Below are 18,990 nucleotides of genomic sequence, written 5' to 3' on the forward strand. Positions count from 1 at the left end.
TCACGCGCCCTCGCGCTGCTTGCTCGATCGCGCGCGCTGTGCGCGGCACAGCGCTTTACTTCCGGTTCTCCTCGCAGAACTTCAGCGCGGCCAGCGCCTCGCCGGCGCGCGGGATCTGCATCTCGATGCTGTCCTCGTCATCGTCCTCGAAATCGAGCGAGAGACGCCTGGCCTTCGACAGCCGGTCCATGATCGACTGGTCGTATTCGAAGATGCCGCGCACGGTGGTCTTGTCCATGACCTCCCACTTCGCCTTCTTCATGATGTCGGCGTCATCGGTGCCGACGTCGGCCCGGAGGATCTCGCCGACCTTGTCCCACTCCCAACCGTCATAGATCATCACGATCACGATGGCCTTCTCGGAATAGGTGATCACGATGACGTAGTTGCGGTTCTCGTCTTCCTTGTCCTTGTAGCCGCGGCTCGCATTGCAATGCGTGTCCTGCGCGCGCTTCTCGATGGTCCAGTCGCCGACCTTGGATTGCTGCGCGAGCGCCGGCCCTGCGCTCGATACGGCTGCGCCCAAGGCGCCCGCGCTCAGCAAAGCGGCAAGAAGGAATCGTCTCATGTCAGCCTCCAGCGTTCCCCACGCGGAGATGACCACCTCAGCCTGCGGCCCGCAAGGGCTCGAGGAGGCTGATCCCGGCCAATGCTGAACGTCGCCGGCCTTACACCCGCCTGGGGATGATGGCGATCGGGGTGAAGGTGTAAACCTCCTCGCCGTTCTGGTTGAACATGGTCCATTTCACCAGCGCGATACCCTGCGGCTTCGACTTCGACGGCGTCAGGCTCATGACCTCGCCGACCAGATGCAGGCGGTCATTGGGCCGTACCGGGATGGTCCAGCGCAGGCCATCGACGCCCGCGCCGATCAGCGGATGCGGGCCGAACGGGCGGGCCTGGATCGCGAGGTTCATGGCGATCGCGGCGGTGTGCCATCCTGATGCGGCCAGGCCGTTGAACAAGGTCTGCTTGGCGGCCTCGTGGTCGAGATGCATCGGCTGCGGATCGAACTCGGCTGCAAAGCGCTTGATGTCGGCTTCGGTGACTTGCACCTCGGGGGATTTGAACCGCATTCCGATGGTGAGATCGTCGAACCACTCGACCTGCGCCATGATTTTGCCTCGCAATATGACTTGCCGCCCGCCCGAAAGGCCCGGCTGAAGGACTGAGCAGCGCGGGATGTAGCGGGTCTGCGGTGCACAAGCCAGCCCCGGGTTCCCCGCGAAACCCGTTTCCCAAAACGACGAAACACGCCTGAAACAGATGGCCGGTTATCTGGTTGTCAAAATCATACAGGGACGGCGACCATGCAATTCTTCCTCGACCTCATCTTGGATTATGCCTGCTGCCAAAATCTCGTCTCCCAGCCGCTGCGGGAGGATGAGCTATGATCGAGCTGATCTCAGCCGTGCTCGCGCTTTGCAGCGTCGCTGTCTTCGCGGCGCATGCTTTGGATGCCTACCGCACCACGCACTCCTGATCTGCACGCCCTCCGGCCGCTAGAACGGGCGCCGGTAAAAGTGCTCCGAGTGCGTGGCCGGCGGAAACCGGTTGGCGAGCGCGATTGCCGCGTTCTCGTCGGTCTCGAGCGCGACCTTCTGCGCCAGCATCACGTCGCCGGGCACGAGAAAGCCTGACGGGACGAAGCACCATCCCATCGCCGCACGCCCCTCATCGTCGATCTCATGGACATTGGCGGCCGTGCCGTAGTGGATGCGGTACCTTTTGCCGGTATCGCAGCCGATGACATCGAAATACCGATGCTGCTCGAATTGCGCGCGCTGCGCCGGCGACAGCCATTCGGCCAAAAGCCGGCGGCCGCGGGCATCCGGCGTGTTCTCGCCGAAGAAGCGCCGATAGAGCTCGCGCAGCGCATGCAGACGCGCACGCGCCGGCGCACGGAGCCAAATTGCCGCGATCATGAGCAGCTCAGATCAACCGCCGACCAGGCGGGGATAGAACAGCGTTTCGTGCGCGGTCGGATCGAATGACTTGATGCGGGTAACTTCACCGGGTCCGGTACGATAGGCGGCGGTGAAGCCAGCTCCGGTCAGCTCACGAAAGCGCCGTTCGGCTCGCGCCAGCGCTTCGGCATTGTCAGGATCAAACTCGTGGCGCGTGTCGCCCGTCTGGTCCATCACGATCTGGGTAGCCATATTGAGTCTCCTCATGCCAGCCCTGCCCCCGATCAAAGCAAACCTCGTGCCGTCAGTTCCTCAACGCAAGAACTTTCTCGTGCGCGGCCGAGCCTTCATGCGGCCTCAACGCAACGCGGCCGCCCCTCCTCCCTCGTCGATCTGCCGTCCCATCAGGGCGATTGCCTTCTGATAGACGCCGGCAGCATTCCAAGCCTCGATAGCGGCAAAATTCGGTTCGCCCGGCTGGTAACCGGCTCCTGCGCGCCAGCCATGAGCTTTCAGGAAATTCGCCGTCGAGTTCAGCGCATTGGCGGCAACCTCGAGATTGCCGGTGCCATAGGCCAGGATGTTCTTGGGCATGAACTGGGTCTGGCCGACCTCGCCGTGCATGGAGCCGCGGGTCGCCCCCGACAGCGTGCCGCGGTCGATCAGCTTGAGGGCGGCATAGAGCTGGTCGGTAAAAAATTCGGGACGGCGGCAGTCATAGGCAAGGGTCGCGATCGACGACAGCATGTTCTGGTTGCCGCGCTGGCTGCCGAACCCGGTCTCCATGCCCCAGATCGCGATCAGCGGCCCGGGCGGGACGCCGTAGCGCTGCTGGATCGAGGCGAACAAGGCGGCCTGCGACTGCTTGAGCTGCCGCCCCTTGGCCACGATGGTGGTGGCGCCGCGCTTGGCGAGGAACTGGTCGAGCGTCAGCGAAAAACTGCGCTGGCCGCGGTCGGCCGCAATCGTGGCACCGGCGTAATTGGTCTGCATCAGCGCCGAGAGCGCGGTCTGGCCGACTCCCTTGCCCTGCGCCTCCGCGCCGAACTCGCGCTTCCAGGCCTCAAAGCCCGCCGGCGAGCTGCCGCATGTGGCGGCGTGGGCCATGGATATCAGGGACATGGGCGCCAGCGAGAGAAGCAGCGCTGCAGCGCCGATCATGGCCGTCGCAACGGTCCTGCCCTTGGTCATTCCCTGGTCCTCTCACATAAACGTGCGCGACCGGCTCGCGCCGGCCCATGATCCTACGTCGGCCCTGATCGCTCAAGCCCCATCCGGCGCAACCTGTGCCTTGACACCGGGGCAGCCGCCTACCCTTCGCCGTCGCGGCCGAGCAGGAAATCCACTATGATGCCCTGGTGCTGCTCGTACATGTCCGTACCGGTCCCGGTCACGCAGCCGACCCTGCGGGCGGCAGCGACGAAGGGCGAGACTTCGGGTTGTGTGATGACGCAGCCGCAATAGGCCGTCGGCGCGAGCCGCGCGACATCGACCGGCAGCGGATCGCCCTCCTTCATCCCGGCGGGTGTCGCATTGGCGACGAAATCGAAGCCCGCGGGATCCCTGGTGCCGACCCGCACAGGCGTTCTGCCGAGCCCGTTGAGCCGGCCGATCAGTGCGTCGCGGCGCTCGGTCGCGCTGTCGTGAATCGCGAGATCGCTCACGCCGGCCTCGACCAGCGCAAGCGCGATCGCCGATCCTGCGCCGCCGGCGCCGACCAGCAGTGCCCGCATGCCCCGGGGATCGATCCCCTTCGCCCGCGCCGCACCGACGAAGCCGAGGCCGTCCACCATGTCGCCATGCCATGAACCGTCCGCGCGCCGGCGCATCAGGTTCGCGGTGCGCAGGAAATGTGCGCGCTCGGTCGCACTGGCGCAGGCCTGATAGCAGGCAAATTTGTGCGGGATGGTCACGACGATGCCGTCGAGGTTCTTCAGCCGCGTTGCCACCGAGAGGAAATCCGGCAAATCCGCTGGCGCGACCTGAACCGGCACGAGAATGCCGTCATGGCCGCGCGCAGCGAAGGCGGCCGTCACGCCTGCCGGCGAGCGCACCTGCGCGATGGGATCGCCGACAATGACGTAGAGCCGCGTCGCGCCTGATAGACCCGGGATCATGCCGGTGAAGCCGGACCCTGAGAGCCGCCCGCCTCGGTCCCCTCAGTCAATTCCAGGCCATCCAGATTGCCTTCCTTGCGCCATTTGTCGAGCAGCCGCAGGAACGCCACCGGCCCGCGCCAGTACTGGCTGTTTCGTGCCGCGATCGGATCGAACACGCCCTCGTTGTTGTAGTAGCCCGGCGTGCACTCGGCCAGATAGGTCTGGCGGCCGAGCGCGGCCTTGACGACCTCCTCGACCCAGGCGTCCTCGGCGGCGAGCGTCGGCTCCAGCGTCCGCGCCTTGCGCTTGCGCGCCTCCGCGATCACATAGGCGATGTGCTGCGACTGCTCGTCGATGATGTGCGGAAAATTGGCGCTCTGACCGGCCTGCACCGTGACGATCAGGAAGCAATTCGGGAAGCCACGGCTGTAGAAGCCATGCAGCGTCTTGACGCCATCGCGCCATCGCTCGGACAGGCTCACGCCGTCACGGCCGTAAACCTCGAAGCCCATGCGGCGGGCGTAATCGGTGCCGACCTCGAAGCCGCTGGCATAGATCAGGCAGTCGAGCTCATAGGCCTTGCCGTCAACCACGACGGCGTTCTCGGTGATCCGCTCGACGCCCTGCCCTTTGGTGTCGACCAGATGCACGTTGGGACGATTGAAAGTGTCGAGATATTCGTCGTGGAAGCATGGGCGTTTGCAGAACGCCTTGTACCAGGGCTTGAGCGCCGCCGCGGCGGCTTCGTCCTTCACGACGGTATCGACGCGCGCGCGGATCTCTTCCATCTTGCGGTAGTCGGCCTGCTCGATGACCTTCAGCGCCTCTTCGAGCGAGGTCACCGGCTGCGGCTGGCGGCGCGGCGCCAGCAGGATCTCGCCAAGCAGGCCGGTCCAACCGTCCTGCACCAGATCCCGTTCGAACGGCTCGCCGGAGATGACCGCAGTGAAATTGTCCATGCGCTCGCGCTGCCAGCCGGGCTCGAGGCTCTGCGCCCAGCTTGCGTCCGTCGGACGGTCGTCGCGCACGCCGATCGCCGATGGCGTGCGCTGGAAGACATAGAGCTCTTTCGCCGATCGGCCGAGATGCGGCACGCATTGCACGGCGGTCGCGCCGGTCCCGATGATGCCGACGCGCTTGTCGGCCAGACCGGTGAGACCGCCTTCAGCCGTGCCGCCGGTGTAGCCATAGTCCCAGCGGCTGGTGTGGAAGCTGTGGCCCTTGAAGGTCTCGATGCCGGGAATACCCGGCAGCTTCGGACGGCTCAGCGGGCCCCCGGCGAGAATGACGAAGCGTGCGCGGATGCGATCGCCACGATCGGTCTCGACCAGCCAGCAACCCTCCTGCTCCTGCCATTCCATCCGCGAGATGATCGTCTGAAACAGCGCGCGCTCGTAGAGGCCGAAGTGACGGCCGATGCGGCGGGAATGCTCGTAGATCTCGGGCGCGCGCGCATATTTGCGCACCGGCATGTAGCCGGTCTCTTCCAGCAGCGGCAGATAGATGTAGCTCTCGGTATCGCAGGCCGCACCGGGATAACGATTCCAGTACCAGGTGCCGCCGAAATCGGCGGCCTTTTCCACGATACGAAAATCCTCGATGCCGGCCTCGCGCAGGCGCGCGCCGCAGAGCAGACCGCCGAAGCCGCCGCCGACTATGAGAACTTCGGTCTGTTCGCTGACAGCTGCGCGCGCAAATCCGGGATCGGCCCAGGGATCGTCGAGATAGCGGCCGAAATCGCCTGCGACCTCGACATATTGCGCCTTGCCCTCGGCGCGCAAACGCCGGTCGCGCTCGTCGCGATAGCGCGCGCGGAGTGCGGAAATATCGACCGTAGATTCGCCGGCTGCACCGGTCTTGTGTCTTTCCGCTGACATCGATTTCCTCCACGGCGGACGCTGCTTCGGATCAGTTAGCCCCGAAAAAGTGACGCATGCAATCGCGTCCATCGCTTTTTGCGTGAACGTCCCGTGACGTTCCGCTAACCTCACGCGCAAATCACAACATATGCCACGCAACGACGTGGCCGCGGAGGAGACCATGCAGGGATTGATGATGGATATGCCGCTCCTGATCAGCGGCCTGATCCAGTATGCCGCGGACTATCACGGCGAAGCCGAGATCGTCGCGCGCGAGATCGAGGGCGACATCCATCGCTACACCTACGCCGACGCCCATCCACGCATCAAGCGCATGGCGCTGGCTCTGAAGCGGCTCGGCATGAAGCAAGGCGACCGCGTCGGCACCCTGGCCTGGAATACGCACCGGCATTTCGAGATGTTCTATGCCGCGCCCGGCATGGGCTATGTGCTGCACACCATCAATCCGCGGCTGTTCCCCGAGCAGCTCGTCTACATCATCAACCACGCCGAGGACCGGCTGCTGTTCATCGACCGCGCCACGCTGCCGCTGGTCGAGGCGATCGCGCCGCAACTGAAGACGATCGAGGCCTATGTCGTGATGTCCTCGCGCGAGCGAATGCCGGAGACCAAGCTTGCGAACGTGCATTGCTATGAAGATCTCCTCGCCAGGGAGAACGACGCCGGCTTCGCCTGGCCGGAGTTCGACGAAAAATCCGCCTCCACCATCTGCTACACGTCGGGCACGACGGGCAACCCCAAGGGCGTGATCTATTCGCACCGCGCCGCCATCCTGCAGACCATGACTTGCTGCAATTTCGACTTCCTGCCGGGACATCTCGAAGGCGTACGCGAAGTCATGATGCCGATGGCGCCGCTCTTCCACGGCAACGGCTGGAACATGCCATTCACCGCGCCTTACACGGGATCAAAGCTGGTGCTGCCCGGCCGCAACTATGAGCCCGACAAGCTCTATGAGCTGCTCGAAGGCGAGAAGGTGACGCTCTCCGCCGGCGTGCCGAGCTTCTGGCTGATCCTGCTCGACTGGCTAGGGCGCACCGGCAATAAATTCTCGACGCTGCGCGCGACACTGTCGTCCGGCTCGGCGCCGCCGCGTGCGATGGTCGAGAAGCTCAAGCTCGACTATGACATCGACTACGTCCAGGCCTGGGGCATGACCGAGGCCCTGGGCTGCTCGATGCCGGGCTTGCGGCCCGGCTCCGAGCATCTCGGCGACAAGGAGAAATTCGACCGGCGCCAGGTGTCGGGCCGCGCCTGCTTCGGCACAGCCTTGCGCATCGTCGACGACGGCGGCAACGAGCTGCCGCGCGACGGCAAGACCGTCGGCCATCTGCGCGCGCGTGGACCGTGGGTCGCCTCGGGCTATATGAAGCTCGACGAAGGCCTCGACCGTGATGGCTGGCTGATCACCGGCGACATGGCGGTGATCGACAGCCAAGGCCACGTCACGCTGACCGATCGCTCCAAGGACGTGATCAAGTCCGGTGGCGAATGGATCTCCTCGATCCAGCTCGAGGACGTCGCCTTGTCCCACCCCGATGTGCTGCAAGCCGCCGTGGTCGCGATCAACCATGAAAAATGGCAGGAGCGTCCGCTGCTCCTCGTCGTCCGCAAGAAGGGCGCGACCGTGGACGGCAAGGCCCTGCTCGACCACATGCGCCCGAAGATCGCGAGCTGGTGGATGCCGGATGCGGTCGAATTCCTGGACGAATTTCCGATGACCGGCACCGGCAAGGTGCTCAAATCCGCGCTGCGCGAGAAGTTCAGGGAATACCGCGTCGCCTGAAGTACGCGCACCCTGCGTGCGCGGTCTTCATCTTTTGGTAGATTCGACGGCGATATATCGAGGTGTCGCTAACTCCAGGGATCGAGGACAGCATGGCGTTTTCCGGATTGGGCCTGCATCTCGGCAATCTGTCGCGCCTGTCGAATGCGCAGACGCGCTCGATCAGCCCCGAGAATTTCACCGGCGAGAAGGGCAAGGGCGGCATGTCCGTCGACGGCCCCGCCGCACGCCAGGCCCGCGATCTCGGCCAGGGCTGGAAGGTCTCGCCCTATGTCGTGATCGGGCCCGGCGCGACCTTTACGCTCGGCGACATCCAGGGCCAGGGCGCGATCCAGCAGATCTGGATGACGCTGGCGCGCGGGCGGCTCCGTCACTCGATCCTGCGCATCTACTGGGACGACCAGGCGCAACCGAGCGTCGAGTGCCCGGCCGGCGATTTCTTCGCCTGCGGATGGGAGGAGTTCGCACAGGTGTCCTCGCTCGCGGTCTGCGTCAATCCCGGCCGCGCCTTCAACTGCTACTGGGAGATGCCGTTCCGCAAGCGCGCGCGCTTCACGCTGGAGAACCGCAGCGAGGAGCAGCTCACCGTCTACTACCAGATCAACTACACGCTGACTGAGGTGCCCGAGGACTGCGCCTATTTCCATGCGCAATTCCGGCGTACCAACCCGCTGCCGTACAAGGAGGTCTACACCATCCTCGATGGCGTCAGCGGTGCGGGCCATTATGTCGGCACTTATATGGCCTGGGGCGTCAACAACAACGGCTGGTGGGGCGAAGGCGAGATCAAGTTCTTCATCGACGGCGACGGTGCATTCCCCACCATCTGCGGCACCGGCACCGAAGATTATTTCTGCGGCGCCTATAATTTCGATCCCTATGTCGCGCATGCCGGCCAGGGTCCGGCGCAACAATCCCGCTACCAGGAATTCACCACGCCCTATGCCGGCCTGCCGCAGGTGATCCGTCCCGATGGTGCCTACAAATCGCAGCAACGCTTCGGCCTGTACCGCTGGCACATCCCCGATCCCGTGCGCTTCCGCTCCGATCTGCGCGTGACGATCCAGGCGCTGGGCTGGCTGCCGGGCGTCAAGGAGGCGAAGTATCTTCCATTGCAGGACGACATCGCCTCGGTCGCGTTCTGGTACCAGACGCTGCCGACCCCGCCCTTCCCGACATTGCCCGGCCCGGATTATCTCGAAATCGGCTAGCCGCCCTTCCCTGGGCTCACAGCATTTGCGCCGCCCGGACGTCGTGAAGATCGTCCGGGCGGCGCCTTCGTGTTCGGCGCCGGCTACCAGGAATACTGGAGCCCCACCCGTCCAAGGGCGCGCACGTCGCTCCACGACTGCGCCGGAAGCGCCACGCCAAACTCCGTCGCGGTCCGGTTGGACGTGGACGTCAAGCTGCCGCGATCGAGACCGAACGCGATGCCCATGGTCAGTGACAGGTTTCCCTGGATCCTGATCATTCCGACCACACCGGCGGCATGCTGCCCGTCGAAGACGGCCCAGTGCGTCGAGATCGCATAGTTGGTCCCGTCGGGCAGGAACGGATTGACGAGCGAAGTCGCCATGGCCGTTCCCGTCGCTGCACGGGTAATCTGGCGTGCGAGATCGAACTGGCTCTGCACCGTCTGCCCCGCGTTCACGCAGGTGTCAGTACCCGGTATGTAGAAGAAGTTGGCACCGTAGACCGAGCAGATCTTTTCGTACTCGACCGCAGCATGGCCGGGCGTCGGGATCGCCAGAACCAGAGCGGCAGTCGCAAGGATAGCGCGCAGGTGACGTCGGAAGACGTCTCGTGCCGCGTTGATTTGCTTCCACATGTTTGTCTCCAATCAGTGACGTTGACGCGGCTCAGTAACGAGCAACGATGGCATCGCCGTTGAAGCGGTAGTTCACGCCGAGCTTCACGAGGTGCAGGTCATGGTCGACGTTTTGGGTACTGATCCGTGTGCTCAGCGCGATCGCGGCCGGACCGAAGTACAGATAGTCGTACTCCAGCCGCGCCGAGAGATTGCTCGTCAGCGCGTATTCAAGGCCGACGCCGCCGGTCAAGCCGGTCCGCTGGTGGTTCACGTCGAGCGGAGCAACCGTGCCGACATAGGCCTGGTAGGCGACATTTGCCCAGGCAACGCCGCCTTTGGCGTAAGCCAGTACGTTATCAAACGCGTAGCCGATGCGACCGGTGCCCGTCGCCATCGCCTGGTACGACACTGAAAGCCCGGACAAGATGGGGTTCGCGGGATCGAACGGACGATTGCCCTTGATCGACGCCCAGGAAAGATCGAGCTCGGCACCGACCACGATGTTGTCGAACTGCCAGTTGGCGCCAACCTGCGCACCTGCGAGCGCGCCCTTTGTGTCCATCGTGAAGCGATCTTGCGCGAATGCGAAGCTCGGGTCGACGAGCCGGCTGCTGCCCATGCCATAACCGCCATGAGCACCAATGTAGAAGCCGTTCCAGAGCGGCACCGGAGCGACGACCGGAGCCTTCACGGTCATGTCGGCCGCGTTCGCGGATGCGGCGGTGAGCGGCATGGCCGCGAGAAGCGGCGTGACGGCAGCAACGCAGGAGAGGAAGCGGCGCGCCGATCGCGAGAGAGAGATTGTCATGGGATGGTCTTTCAAATGTCAGAATGAATTTTAGGAGCGAGCGTCGCGTGCATCACCAGGCGTACATGAACCCCGCGCGGCCGAGGCCACGGACGTCACTCCACGATTGCGCCGGGATCGCCGTGCCGAATTCCGTCTGCGTGCGGTTGGTGAGGGACGTGAGGCTTCCCTTGTCGAGGCCGAGCGAGAAGCCGCCCGAGAACACGAAATTGCCGGAGACCCGCACCAAGCCCGAGAAGCCCGCGGCGTGCTGGCCGTCATAGGTCGCCCAGTGGGTCGAGACCGCGTAATTGGTGCCGGTCGGAAGCCACGGCGCGACGAGCGACGCGGCCATCGCGGTGCCGGTCGAAGCGCGGGTCTGCGCACGCGCGAGATCGAACTGGTTCGTCGCGATCTGGTTGGCGTTGGTGCAGGTGTCGGTGCCCGGAATGTAGAAGAAGCCGGCGCCGTACAAGGAGCAGACCTTGACGTACTCGACTGGAGCGGCGGCGTGGCTTGGTGCGGCGATCATGGCGCCGAGGCCGGCGGTGACGACTGCGGCGATCTTGGACATGGTGGACATGATGTTGTCTCCGAGGATTTCTGTTGAATGTTGTTTCGACGTGCCGGGGAATTAACGCGGGAGGCCGCCGTCGCCGTTGAAACGGACGTTGATGCCGGCCTTCACCACCTGGACGAAATGCTTGATCTCGGAGGTCGTGTCCTGGCTCACCCAATGCAGCGTTTCGGTGGGGAGAAAGATCGCGTTGTATTCGACCTTGGCGGAGACGTTGCGCAGGAAGGCCACTTCCAGGCCGACGCCGCCGACGGCACCGAACAGCTCGCGGTTGTAGTTGGTGATCTCCGGGGTGAACCGCGACGAAAGCTCCATGCGGGCATAGGCGGCACCGCCCTTGGCATAGGCGAGCCATTGGCCCGATGCGTAGCCGACACGGCCCGTCGCGGTCGCGAGGGCGGTGTAGCCGACCCCGTTGGTGGTGCTCGACGTGAGAAGGGGCGACGTGCTGGTGTTGCCCTTCACGAAGGACCAGGAGCCGTCGACCTCGGCACCAAGGACATAGTTGCCCAGCTGCCAATTGTAGCCGAGCTGCCCGCCCGCGAGCGGTCCGTTGTAGTAGGCAAAGAACGGATTGTTGGCGGGGCTGTTGAGGGGATCGCGAAACTCCGACTTCCCCCATCCCCAGCCGCCATGGACACCGGCGTAGAATCCAGACCAGGAGACGACGGGTGCAGGCAGCGGACCGCCGGCGAAAGCAGGTGAAGTGGTAATCGCGCTCACCGCTGCAACGGCGGCGGCGAGTCTGATGCGGTGAGTGACGGAGCGTTCTGATTGCGTGTGCATGTCGATGTCCATTTCCTTTTTCGAATTCAAGAGTGTGTTTCTTATATTTATCTATTTTAGATTGTGCCTTGAGATGCAACGTTTGGATCAAGCCCTTGCTTGCTTTTGAACGAACGAAACCGGCGACCGCGCAGCTTGCGGATCGACGGGACGAACTATCGGTTGTTGGAAGAACCCGCGCGCAGTCTAGGACAATGCGCTCCGCGTCCTATCGACTGGCGAACTAGGGGCGCGCGATCCGTAAGGAAGTGCTTCCGTAGTCCCCTTGTGTTGTCATGACTGCTGCCCCCACTTTTGATTGAGGCCGATCTTAGGCACGACCTTTCGGATTGCCAGTCGCGTCAAAGTCACAGTTGCTGATTGTTTCCCACGCGCTTCTCATTCGGTGCACAAACGCAAGACAACGCATGAATGGACGTTAATATCGCTACGCAACAGGTGAGCTCTGACGCGATTTGCGCAGAGCCGCGCCGATGAAAATGCGATGAGGCAAGCGCCGCTATCGCCGACTCGATTCTGATGCAGGCCGGCCCCGCGTGCAGGCGCTGCTTGATCTACAGGAGGTCCAGATGCTCTACCCGATGTCGCCCAAAGTCGTCGAGCTCAAGCGCAAGCTCGAAAGTTTCATGGACCGGCACATCTATCCGAACGAGGAGCGCTTCTATCGCGAAGCGGAAGAGCTCGGACCGTGGAAGGTCTATCCCGTCGTCGAGGAGCTGAAGCCACTGGCGCGCGCCGAAGGTCTCTGGAATTTGTTCCTGCCTGAGTCCGGCCACGGCGCGGGTCTCACCAATCTCGAATATGCCCCGCTCTGCGAGGTGATGGGGCGCACGCATCTGGCGCCCGAAGTGTTCAACTGCTCGGCGCCCGACACCGGCAACATGGAGGTGCTGGAGCGCTATGGCACGGAGAAGGACAAGGAGCGCTGGTTGAAGCCGCTGCTATCAGGCGAAATCCGCTCCTGCTTCGCCATGACCGAGCCCGCGGTCGCATCATCCGATGCGACGAACATCGAAAGCTCGATCGTGCGCGACGGCGACCATTACGTCATCAACGGGCGGAAATGGTACACGACCAACGCAACCGATCCGCGCTGCAAGATCTGCATCTTCATGGGCAAGACCGATCCGGACAATCCCGACCGGCACAAGCAGCAGTCCATGATCCTGGTGCCGATGGACACGCCGGGCATCGAGGTCAAGCGTCCGCTGCCCGTGTTCGGCTTCTACGGCGTGCCCGACCGCGCTTCCGAGGTCGTCTTCACCAATGTGCGCGTGCCCAAGGAAAACATGCTGCTGGGCGAAGGCCGAGGCTTCGAGATCGCACAGGGCCGCCTCGGCCCCGGCCGCATCCATCACTGCATGCGGCTGATTGGCCTTGCCGAGCGCACGTTGGAAAAGATGTGCCGCCGCGTGCGCAGCCGCGTCGCCTTCGGCAAACCGGTCTCGGAGCAGACCGTGACGCAGGAGCGCATCGCGGAAGCCCGCATCATGATCGAGCAGGCCCGGCTGCTGACGCTCAACGCCGCCTATGCGATGGACACGGTCGGCAACAAGGTCGCGAAGGCCGAGATCGCGATGATCAAGGTCGCCGTGCCCAACATGGCCTGCCAGATCATCGACTGGGCCATCCAGGCCCATGGCGGCGGCGGCACCTCGAACGATTTTGGCTTGACCCAGGCCTACGCGACCGCGCGCCTGCTCCGGCTTGCCGATGGGCCGGATGAGGTGCACCGAAACCAGATCGCGCGGTTCGAGCTGAAGAAATACTCGAATGCCTGAGCAGACGCTGGTTCGTCAGTCCCGAGCGGAACGCGTGAGCGTCGGAGTCTAATCGATGCTTGGCGGCTCCTGGATGGGTGCAGAGACAGTTTGCTTCGAAATCGCTTCGAGCATCGCTCCGAAAATGATGATCGGCAGATAGAACGCAAGCATGATCGTATTCCTCCTGCTGTGACAACCTTGGCCCGCAGGACCAGGTTCCTCAAATTGACACTCGCCCGCCTCGGAACAATTTCGTCGCTTACCGAGCTACCGACGAACCGAGTCGCAGGCAGTATCAGGAACGCATCGCGTCAATCGCATGGGCGATCAGAACGACTGCGCTCGCGGCAATGAGAAACACAAACAACCAGCTCATGCCCGCCTCCGATCCCGGAAGTGAACGCGGTCATCCATGCACAGTCAAAAACCATCGGTCTGGAACCGCTATTCAACGGCTGGCTGATGCTTCGCAGCAACATTTGCGTCCGCTGTCGGCTCTATCGGCAGAATGCCAAAAGGAGCAACGCGCCGACGACGCAAGCTGCCAGGACTAAAAACCAAACGCCCATACGGTCCCCCGACTCACACAAGCGCGTCAGGATTAGCCCTGCGATTTGGCATTGAAACGCCTGTTGGCGGTTTTCCCCAAGCCAGGCGCGATCCATGGGCTCGTTGCGTTAGTCCAATACCTCTACCGTCGCGGAGCGGCCGGCGACGAGCGAGATGGTGTCAGGGACATTGTCCAGCGCGATGCGCACGGGGACGCGCTGGGCGAGCCGCACCCAGCTGAAGGTCGGGTTGACATTGGCAAGCAGGTTCGCGCCCTCAGCGCGGTCGCGGTCCTCGATGCCGGCGGCGATGCTCTCGACATGGCCTGACAGCGTGACCGTTTCGCCCATCAGGCGGACCCGCACCTTGTCGCCGGTGCGGATGCGCGCGAGCTTTGTCTCTTCGAAATAACCCTCCACGTGCAACGTATCCGTGTCGACCAGCGCCATCACGCCCTTACCGGCCGTGACGTAAGCGCCGGGACGCAGATCCATATTGGTGATGACACCGTTCACGGAGGCGTGGACCTCGCTGCGATCGAGGTTGAGCTGGGCGACCGCGCGGTCGGCGACGGCCTGATCGAACGCCGCCTTGGCCTGGAGCTGGGTGGCCAACACCTGCTCCTGCTTCTGCTGCGATACCGCATCGGTGGTCAGCGCGCTGTAGCGCTTCAAATCGGAATTGGCCTGGTCGAGCGTGGCCTGATGACCCGCCACCGATGCATCGGCTTGCCGCAAGGCCAGCGCGAAACGTTCGCGATCAATCCGGAACAGCACATCGCCGCGATGGACTTTCTGGTTGTCCTTGACCAGCACCTCCGTGACGAACCCGGAGACGTCAGGCGCGACCTGCACCACATCGGCGCGGACGCGACCGTCGCGGGTCCAGGGCTGCTCCATGTAATAGACCCAAAGTTCACGGCCGACCGCGAGCGCGGCGACGACGGCGAGAACGGTCAGCGCAAGGCGGCCAAACCAGGCGAAATTCCCCTTCATGGCAAAAACTCCGAGAGATAGACGACGCCGCCGAGAAGACAGACGAAAATCGCGAAATCGAACAGCGCACGGTGCCAGACCAGCCGGTAGAGGTCGAAGCGCTGCATGAGCCGGCGCAGGATCGCGCTCAGGACATAGGCGACGATGATCCACAGCAGCAGCGCCGGCACGAGCACGCCATAGATGTCGATCACGTATCTCATGCTGCAACACTCGCGCCTGTACGCGGCCGGTAGGCCGGTGCGTCCGGGAACAGGCCGCGGCGGATGCCGACGAGGCCGATCAGGGCGTCTTCGCGCGCGCGGTCATTGGAATCCGTCACCGCCTTGGCCAGCGCCCGATCGACGCTGGTCAAAAGCTCGGTCGGCATTCCCCCACCGGCATGGCTGCGGCAAGCGATGGCGAGCTGATCAAGCATGTCGTCGATGACGGCAATGGTGGTTGCGGCAAGCCCATAGCGGGCGCGGCGCAGGTCGATGATATTGATCCCGATTCGAAGCTGCACGAGGCTGTCGGCATCGTGGCGATCGCTCTCGGAGAGGAAGGCGATGCGCTGCACCAGCAGCCCGAGCCGATGCAGCATGAGGCCCGCAAACTCTGCCCGATCATGCTTGCCACGGCGCTCGGCAGCGACCGCGAGCGTCTTCCAGCTCGATAGCACCAGGCGATTGGCGATCCACTCCGCGCCCACGCCGCGCGCGATCCGCGTCACGAGCTCGGCGATGACGACGCCGACGAAGAAGGCGACCGCGGAATTGGCATAGGATGCGAAATCCGCGCTGTAAGTCGATTGCAGCGCCAACAGCGTTGCGGTGTTGGCCGCGAGCGCCATGCCTGTTCCCGCCGTTGCCGGCCGTCCGATCAGGAAGCCGTAGACCAGGAAGGTCGGCGCCAGCGCGACGATCAGGACCTCGATATGAGAGATCGCCGGCACCAGCGCGAACAGATAGATCGCGACGACCACGATGGCGACCAGCGACCACAGGCCGAAACTGCGGATGAAACGTGCGGGCTCGTCCTGCGCGGCAAAGAAGGAGCACGCGACCGCCGCCATCATCGGCGCCGAGGCGCCGTCCGGCCAGCCGGTCCCGATCCAGAACGCGCAGCAGATCAGGATGGCCGTGGCCGCGCCGGCTGCCGACCACAAGGCAAGGCCGCGGTCGCGATGGCGCACCGGCGCGGCGCCGGCCTCGGAACGGAAGGCCAGGTCGAGCGTCGAAACATTGCGGCTCTCGGCGATGGCCTCGCTGAGCACGCGGCAGTCGCGCGACAGGTCGACCAGCTCGCGCAGCCGCAACAGCAGGCTCGTAGTGATGATCCGCTCCCATGAGGCGCTGTCATCGAGCACCGCCTGTCGCCCTGTGATCGCGGCGCGGATCGGCTCGGCAGGTTGCCGCGCGCCGACATCGCTCGCAATCCATTTCGCAAGATCCTCCAGCAGCCGCTTCAGCTCGGGCTGCCGGCGCAACGCCTCCTCCCCCAGCGCTGCCAGCCGATCCTCCAGCGAGGCGATCACCGGCAACAGCATCAGCATGCGCAGCCGGATCTCGCCGAGGCCAGTCACCACATTGCGATCGGTCAGCCGGTCATACGCAAGATGGGTGGAAAGCGTGTCGATCTCGACGATGTCGGTCGCAAGCTTGAGCCGCCTGCCGCGGCGCGTCTCACTCGTTCCCTGACGAAGCAGCACCGCCTGGCTCAGGCGCTGCGCATCCGACAGCCAGGCGTCGACGCGGTTGGCGACGGCTGGCGCGACGCTGCGGGGAAGGACGATGGTGGAGACGAGGCTCGCGCAGATGATGCCGAGGGAAATCTCCTCCACCCGCGCAATGGCGGTATCGAAGATGGCGCCAGGCTCGGAGACGGAGGGAAACCCGATCAATGCGACCGTGTATCCCGCCAGCATGAAGACGTAGCTGCGCGGCGTGCCATCGAGCAGCGACAGATAGAGGCAGAGCCCGACCCAGAGCGCGATCGCGAGGCAAAGCAATTCCGGCGCATCGATCAGGTTCGGCACCAGCGCCACCGTCATGGTGGCGCCGACCAGCGTGCCCATGACGCGGAAGAACGCTTTTGAGCTGGTCGCGCCCGCCAGCGGCTGCGAGGTGATGTAGACGGTCGCCATCGCCCAATAGGGCCGCGGCAGGTCCATGGCGAATGCGATGACGAGCGCCAGCATCGACGCGGCAAACGTCTTCAACGCAAAAATGACGTCCGCGTGGCGGACCAGGAACGGCTCGTCTGCGCGCATGCTATTTCGTCTCTGGACCGGTCTTGGTGTCCTGCAGGCGACTGGCCCGCTGTTCGATGCGCTGAAGAGTTTCGAAGGTTATCGCAAGTTCGTCCGCGCCGATATCCTTGAGCAAGCTCGCCCGTACCCGGCGCAGCACCCGGTTGGTCTCTTCGACCTTGACCTCGCCCGCTTTGGTCAGATGTAGCGTTTTGGCACGGCGGTCGCTCGGATCCTCGCGGCGTTCAACCAGCCCCTCGGCCTCGAGCAGATCGATCAACCGAACCAGCGACGGCCCCTCGATGCCGAGCTCGTCGGCGAGCACGCCCTGGCGCACGTTCTCGCCCTGCCGCGACAGCACCAGCAGCGGAATCGCGGTCGCATAGGACAGGCCGTGATCGGACAGCGCCTGATCCGACTCGCGGCGCCAGATGCGGGCCAGTCGCGCGATCAGCCGGCCGATCTCGCCGTGGATATGAGCCTGCGAGGGAGCCATGCAAATTAGATAGGACGCGAACTATTAGCCTGCAACTATATAATCCGCGTATCGCAATCGATCACGCAAATGCGAACGAGGACAGCGCTGGATGGGACCGGGTTCCGCGACCGAGGCAAGGGAGACGATAGCGGGCGAGAGCACGCTGACGCTGGTCCCGACCTTCGTGGTCGTCGCTGTGGACGCCACGGGCATGGGAATCATCCTGCCGTTGCTGCCGTTCTACTCGCAGCGGCTCGGCGCGACGCCGTTCCTGCTCGGCGCGCTGATCTCGGCCTATGCCGTCTGTCAGCTCGTTGCCGGCCCCGTGGTCGGCATGCTCTCGGATCGTTACGGCCGGCGGAAGGTTCTGGTCGTCAGCCAGATCGGGACGTTCATCGGCTTCATCCTGCTCGCATTGGCGGGCAACCTGACGCTGGTGTTCCTGGCACGCATCATCGACGGCCTGACATCAGGCAACATCTCGGTCGCTCACGCCTATGCCGCCGAGCACAGCGCGCCGGCAACACGCAAGCAGGCACTCGGCATGACCAGCGGTGCGATCGGAACCGGGCTGCTGCTCGGCCCCGCTCTCTCGAGCTTCCTCGTGCACTACGGCCAGACCGCGCCGGTGTGGGCCGCGGCCGCGCTCTCGCTGATCAGCATCGTTGCGACGATCGCCCTGCTCCCGCCTGATCACCCGGCGTCCGAGCCGCTCTACCAGCATCGCGTGCCCGAGCCGACGTTGGCCCGCAGCCTGCTCGGCATGCGCTATGCCTGGCGGCTGCTCGGCCTGCTCATCGTGTTCTTCTTCGTCAACTCGATGTTCCTGTCGCAGATCGGCCTGTTCCTGTCGGCGCGGTTCTCCTGGGACGGACATCCCTTCGGCGCGCGCGAGCTCGGCTGGATGTTCGCCTATGCCGGCTTCATCAACATGGTGGTTCAGGGACTGCTCATCACGCGTGTGAGCATCATCGCGTCAGACCGCAGCATCGTGATGGCCGCGTTCGCTTGCATGGGTCTCGGATTTGCCGGACTTGCGGCCCGCGACAATGTCGGCCTGCTCGCGATCAACCTGACACTGATCATCGTCGGCACCATGTTCGCGCGCAGCACGCTGACGGCCGAGCTGTCGCGCTCGACCGCGATCAATCGTCAGGGCATGATCATGGGCCTCAACCAGTCGCTGATGTCGGGCGCGAATATCAGCGCGCCGCTCCTGAGCGGCGCGCTGATCGGTCATCGGCTGTTCGTTCCGTGGGCGCTTGCTATGGCCGCCATCGCGGCGATCGGCGCGGCGTTGGCGGGCCAGTTACTGGACACGCCGCGGGCGCGCTAGCGCCCTC

Annotated in this window: 19 protein-coding genes; 4 read left to right on the plus strand and 15 right to left on the minus strand. The window is 64.2% G+C overall.

Features of this window, described 5'->3' with window-relative positions:
• Positions 1-55 precede the first annotated feature (55 nt).
• The 7 genes from AB7531_RS27075 to AB7531_RS27105 form a co-directional block, all read right to left on the minus strand.
• A complete protein-coding gene (locus tag AB7531_RS27075; RefSeq protein WP_063983908.1) occupies positions 56-568 on the minus strand; it encodes a hypothetical protein in 513 nt (170 codons plus the stop codon).
• Between the two features lie 100 nt (positions 569-668).
• A complete protein-coding gene (locus AB7531_RS27080; RefSeq protein ID WP_014496047.1) occupies positions 669-1,115 on the minus strand; it encodes a MaoC family dehydratase in 447 nt (148 codons plus the stop codon).
• Between the two features lie 387 nt (positions 1,116-1,502).
• The gene (locus tag AB7531_RS27085; RefSeq protein WP_063983909.1) at positions 1,503-1,925 is read right to left on the minus strand and encodes a hypothetical protein; all 423 of its coding nucleotides are present in this window, start codon (positions 1,923-1,925) and stop codon (positions 1,503-1,505) included.
• A gap of 12 nt (positions 1,926-1,937) precedes the next feature.
• Positions 1,938-2,159, minus strand: coding sequence for a hypothetical protein (locus tag AB7531_RS27090; RefSeq protein ID WP_028146622.1), 222 nt, complete (start codon positions 2,157-2,159; stop codon positions 1,938-1,940).
• 105 nt (positions 2,160-2,264) lie between these two features.
• Positions 2,265-3,098: a lytic murein transglycosylase gene (locus tag AB7531_RS27095; RefSeq protein WP_063983910.1), complete on the minus strand. Its 834-nt coding sequence runs from the start codon at positions 3,096-3,098 to the stop codon at positions 2,265-2,267.
• A gap of 119 nt (positions 3,099-3,217) precedes the next feature.
• Entirely contained in the window at positions 3,218-4,024 is an 807-nt protein-coding gene (locus AB7531_RS27100) for a shikimate dehydrogenase family protein (RefSeq protein WP_231144598.1), read from the minus strand.
• Complete coding sequence (locus tag AB7531_RS27105; RefSeq protein WP_063983912.1) at positions 4,021-5,883, minus strand: flavin-containing monooxygenase; 1,863 nt, start codon at positions 5,881-5,883, stop codon at positions 4,021-4,023. Before AB7531_RS27105 ends, AB7531_RS27100 begins: the two co-directional genes overlap by 4 nt.
• Before the next feature lie 163 nt (positions 5,884-6,046).
• On the opposite strand from AB7531_RS27105, the gene AB7531_RS27110 reads away from it, so the two are divergent.
• Positions 6,047-7,672 (plus strand): long-chain fatty acid--CoA ligase, encoded by a 1,626-nt coding sequence (locus AB7531_RS27110; RefSeq protein ID WP_063986444.1) that lies wholly within the window; start codon positions 6,047-6,049, stop codon positions 7,670-7,672.
• Between the two features lie 92 nt (positions 7,673-7,764).
• On the plus strand, positions 7,765-8,883 hold the full coding sequence (locus tag AB7531_RS27115) for a glycoside hydrolase family 172 protein (RefSeq protein ID WP_063983913.1): 1,119 nt from the start codon (positions 7,765-7,767) through the stop codon (positions 8,881-8,883).
• Between the two features lie 83 nt (positions 8,884-8,966).
• Here the strand turns inward: AB7531_RS27115 and AB7531_RS27120 are convergent, their stop codons facing one another.
• Genes AB7531_RS27120 through AB7531_RS27135 form a run of 4 tightly spaced genes read right to left on the minus strand, consistent with a single transcriptional unit; the run spans position 8,967 to position 11,632 of the window.
• The gene (locus AB7531_RS27120; protein ID WP_063983914.1) at positions 8,967-9,500 is read right to left on the minus strand and encodes a porin; all 534 of its coding nucleotides are present in this window, start codon (positions 9,498-9,500) and stop codon (positions 8,967-8,969) included.
• Between the two features lie 31 nt (positions 9,501-9,531).
• Complete coding sequence (locus AB7531_RS27125) at positions 9,532-10,290, minus strand: outer membrane protein (protein ID WP_063983915.1); 759 nt, start codon at positions 10,288-10,290, stop codon at positions 9,532-9,534.
• 52 nt (positions 10,291-10,342) lie between these two features.
• Positions 10,343-10,852: a porin gene (locus AB7531_RS27130; RefSeq protein WP_063983916.1), complete on the minus strand. Its 510-nt coding sequence runs from the start codon at positions 10,850-10,852 to the stop codon at positions 10,343-10,345.
• Positions 10,853-10,903: 51 nt separating this feature from the next.
• Complete coding sequence (locus tag AB7531_RS27135) at positions 10,904-11,632, minus strand: outer membrane protein (RefSeq protein ID WP_441280185.1); 729 nt, start codon at positions 11,630-11,632, stop codon at positions 10,904-10,906.
• Between the two features lie 569 nt (positions 11,633-12,201).
• On the opposite strand from AB7531_RS27135, the gene AB7531_RS27140 reads away from it, so the two are divergent.
• On the plus strand, positions 12,202-13,413 hold the full coding sequence (locus tag AB7531_RS27140) for an acyl-CoA dehydrogenase family protein (protein ID WP_063986445.1): 1,212 nt from the start codon (positions 12,202-12,204) through the stop codon (positions 13,411-13,413).
• Between the two features lie 659 nt (positions 13,414-14,072).
• Here AB7531_RS27140 and AB7531_RS27145 read toward each other — a convergent pair.
• The 4 genes from AB7531_RS27145 to AB7531_RS27160 are packed head-to-tail and all read right to left on the minus strand — an operon-like array spanning position 14,073 to position 17,665.
• Complete coding sequence (locus AB7531_RS27145) at positions 14,073-14,939, minus strand: efflux RND transporter periplasmic adaptor subunit (RefSeq protein ID WP_063983918.1); 867 nt, start codon at positions 14,937-14,939, stop codon at positions 14,073-14,075.
• On the minus strand, positions 14,936-15,142 hold the full coding sequence (locus AB7531_RS27150; protein ID WP_028146630.1) for a DUF1656 domain-containing protein: 207 nt from the start codon (positions 15,140-15,142) through the stop codon (positions 14,936-14,938). The genes AB7531_RS27145 and AB7531_RS27150 overlap by 4 nt, the downstream gene beginning before the upstream one ends.
• Positions 15,139-17,190, minus strand: a complete 2,052-nt coding sequence (locus AB7531_RS27155) for an FUSC family protein (protein ID WP_063983919.1) — start codon at positions 17,188-17,190, stop codon at positions 15,139-15,141. Before AB7531_RS27155 ends, AB7531_RS27150 begins: the two co-directional genes overlap by 4 nt.
• 1 nt (position 17,191) lies before the next feature.
• Positions 17,192-17,665, minus strand: a complete 474-nt coding sequence (locus AB7531_RS27160) for a MarR family winged helix-turn-helix transcriptional regulator (protein ID WP_063983920.1) — start codon at positions 17,663-17,665, stop codon at positions 17,192-17,194.
• Between the two features lie 91 nt (positions 17,666-17,756).
• On the opposite strand from AB7531_RS27160, the gene AB7531_RS27165 reads away from it, so the two are divergent.
• Positions 17,757-18,983, plus strand: a complete 1,227-nt coding sequence (locus AB7531_RS27165; protein ID WP_063983921.1) for an MFS transporter — start codon at positions 17,757-17,759, stop codon at positions 18,981-18,983.
• Positions 18,984-18,990: the final 7 nt, after the last annotated feature.

Origin of the sequence: Bradyrhizobium sp. 63_E2_N1_3 (assembly GCF_052076005.1) — a bacterium.
Classification (GTDB): Bacteria; Pseudomonadota; Alphaproteobacteria; order Rhizobiales; family Xanthobacteraceae; genus Bradyrhizobium; species Bradyrhizobium barranii.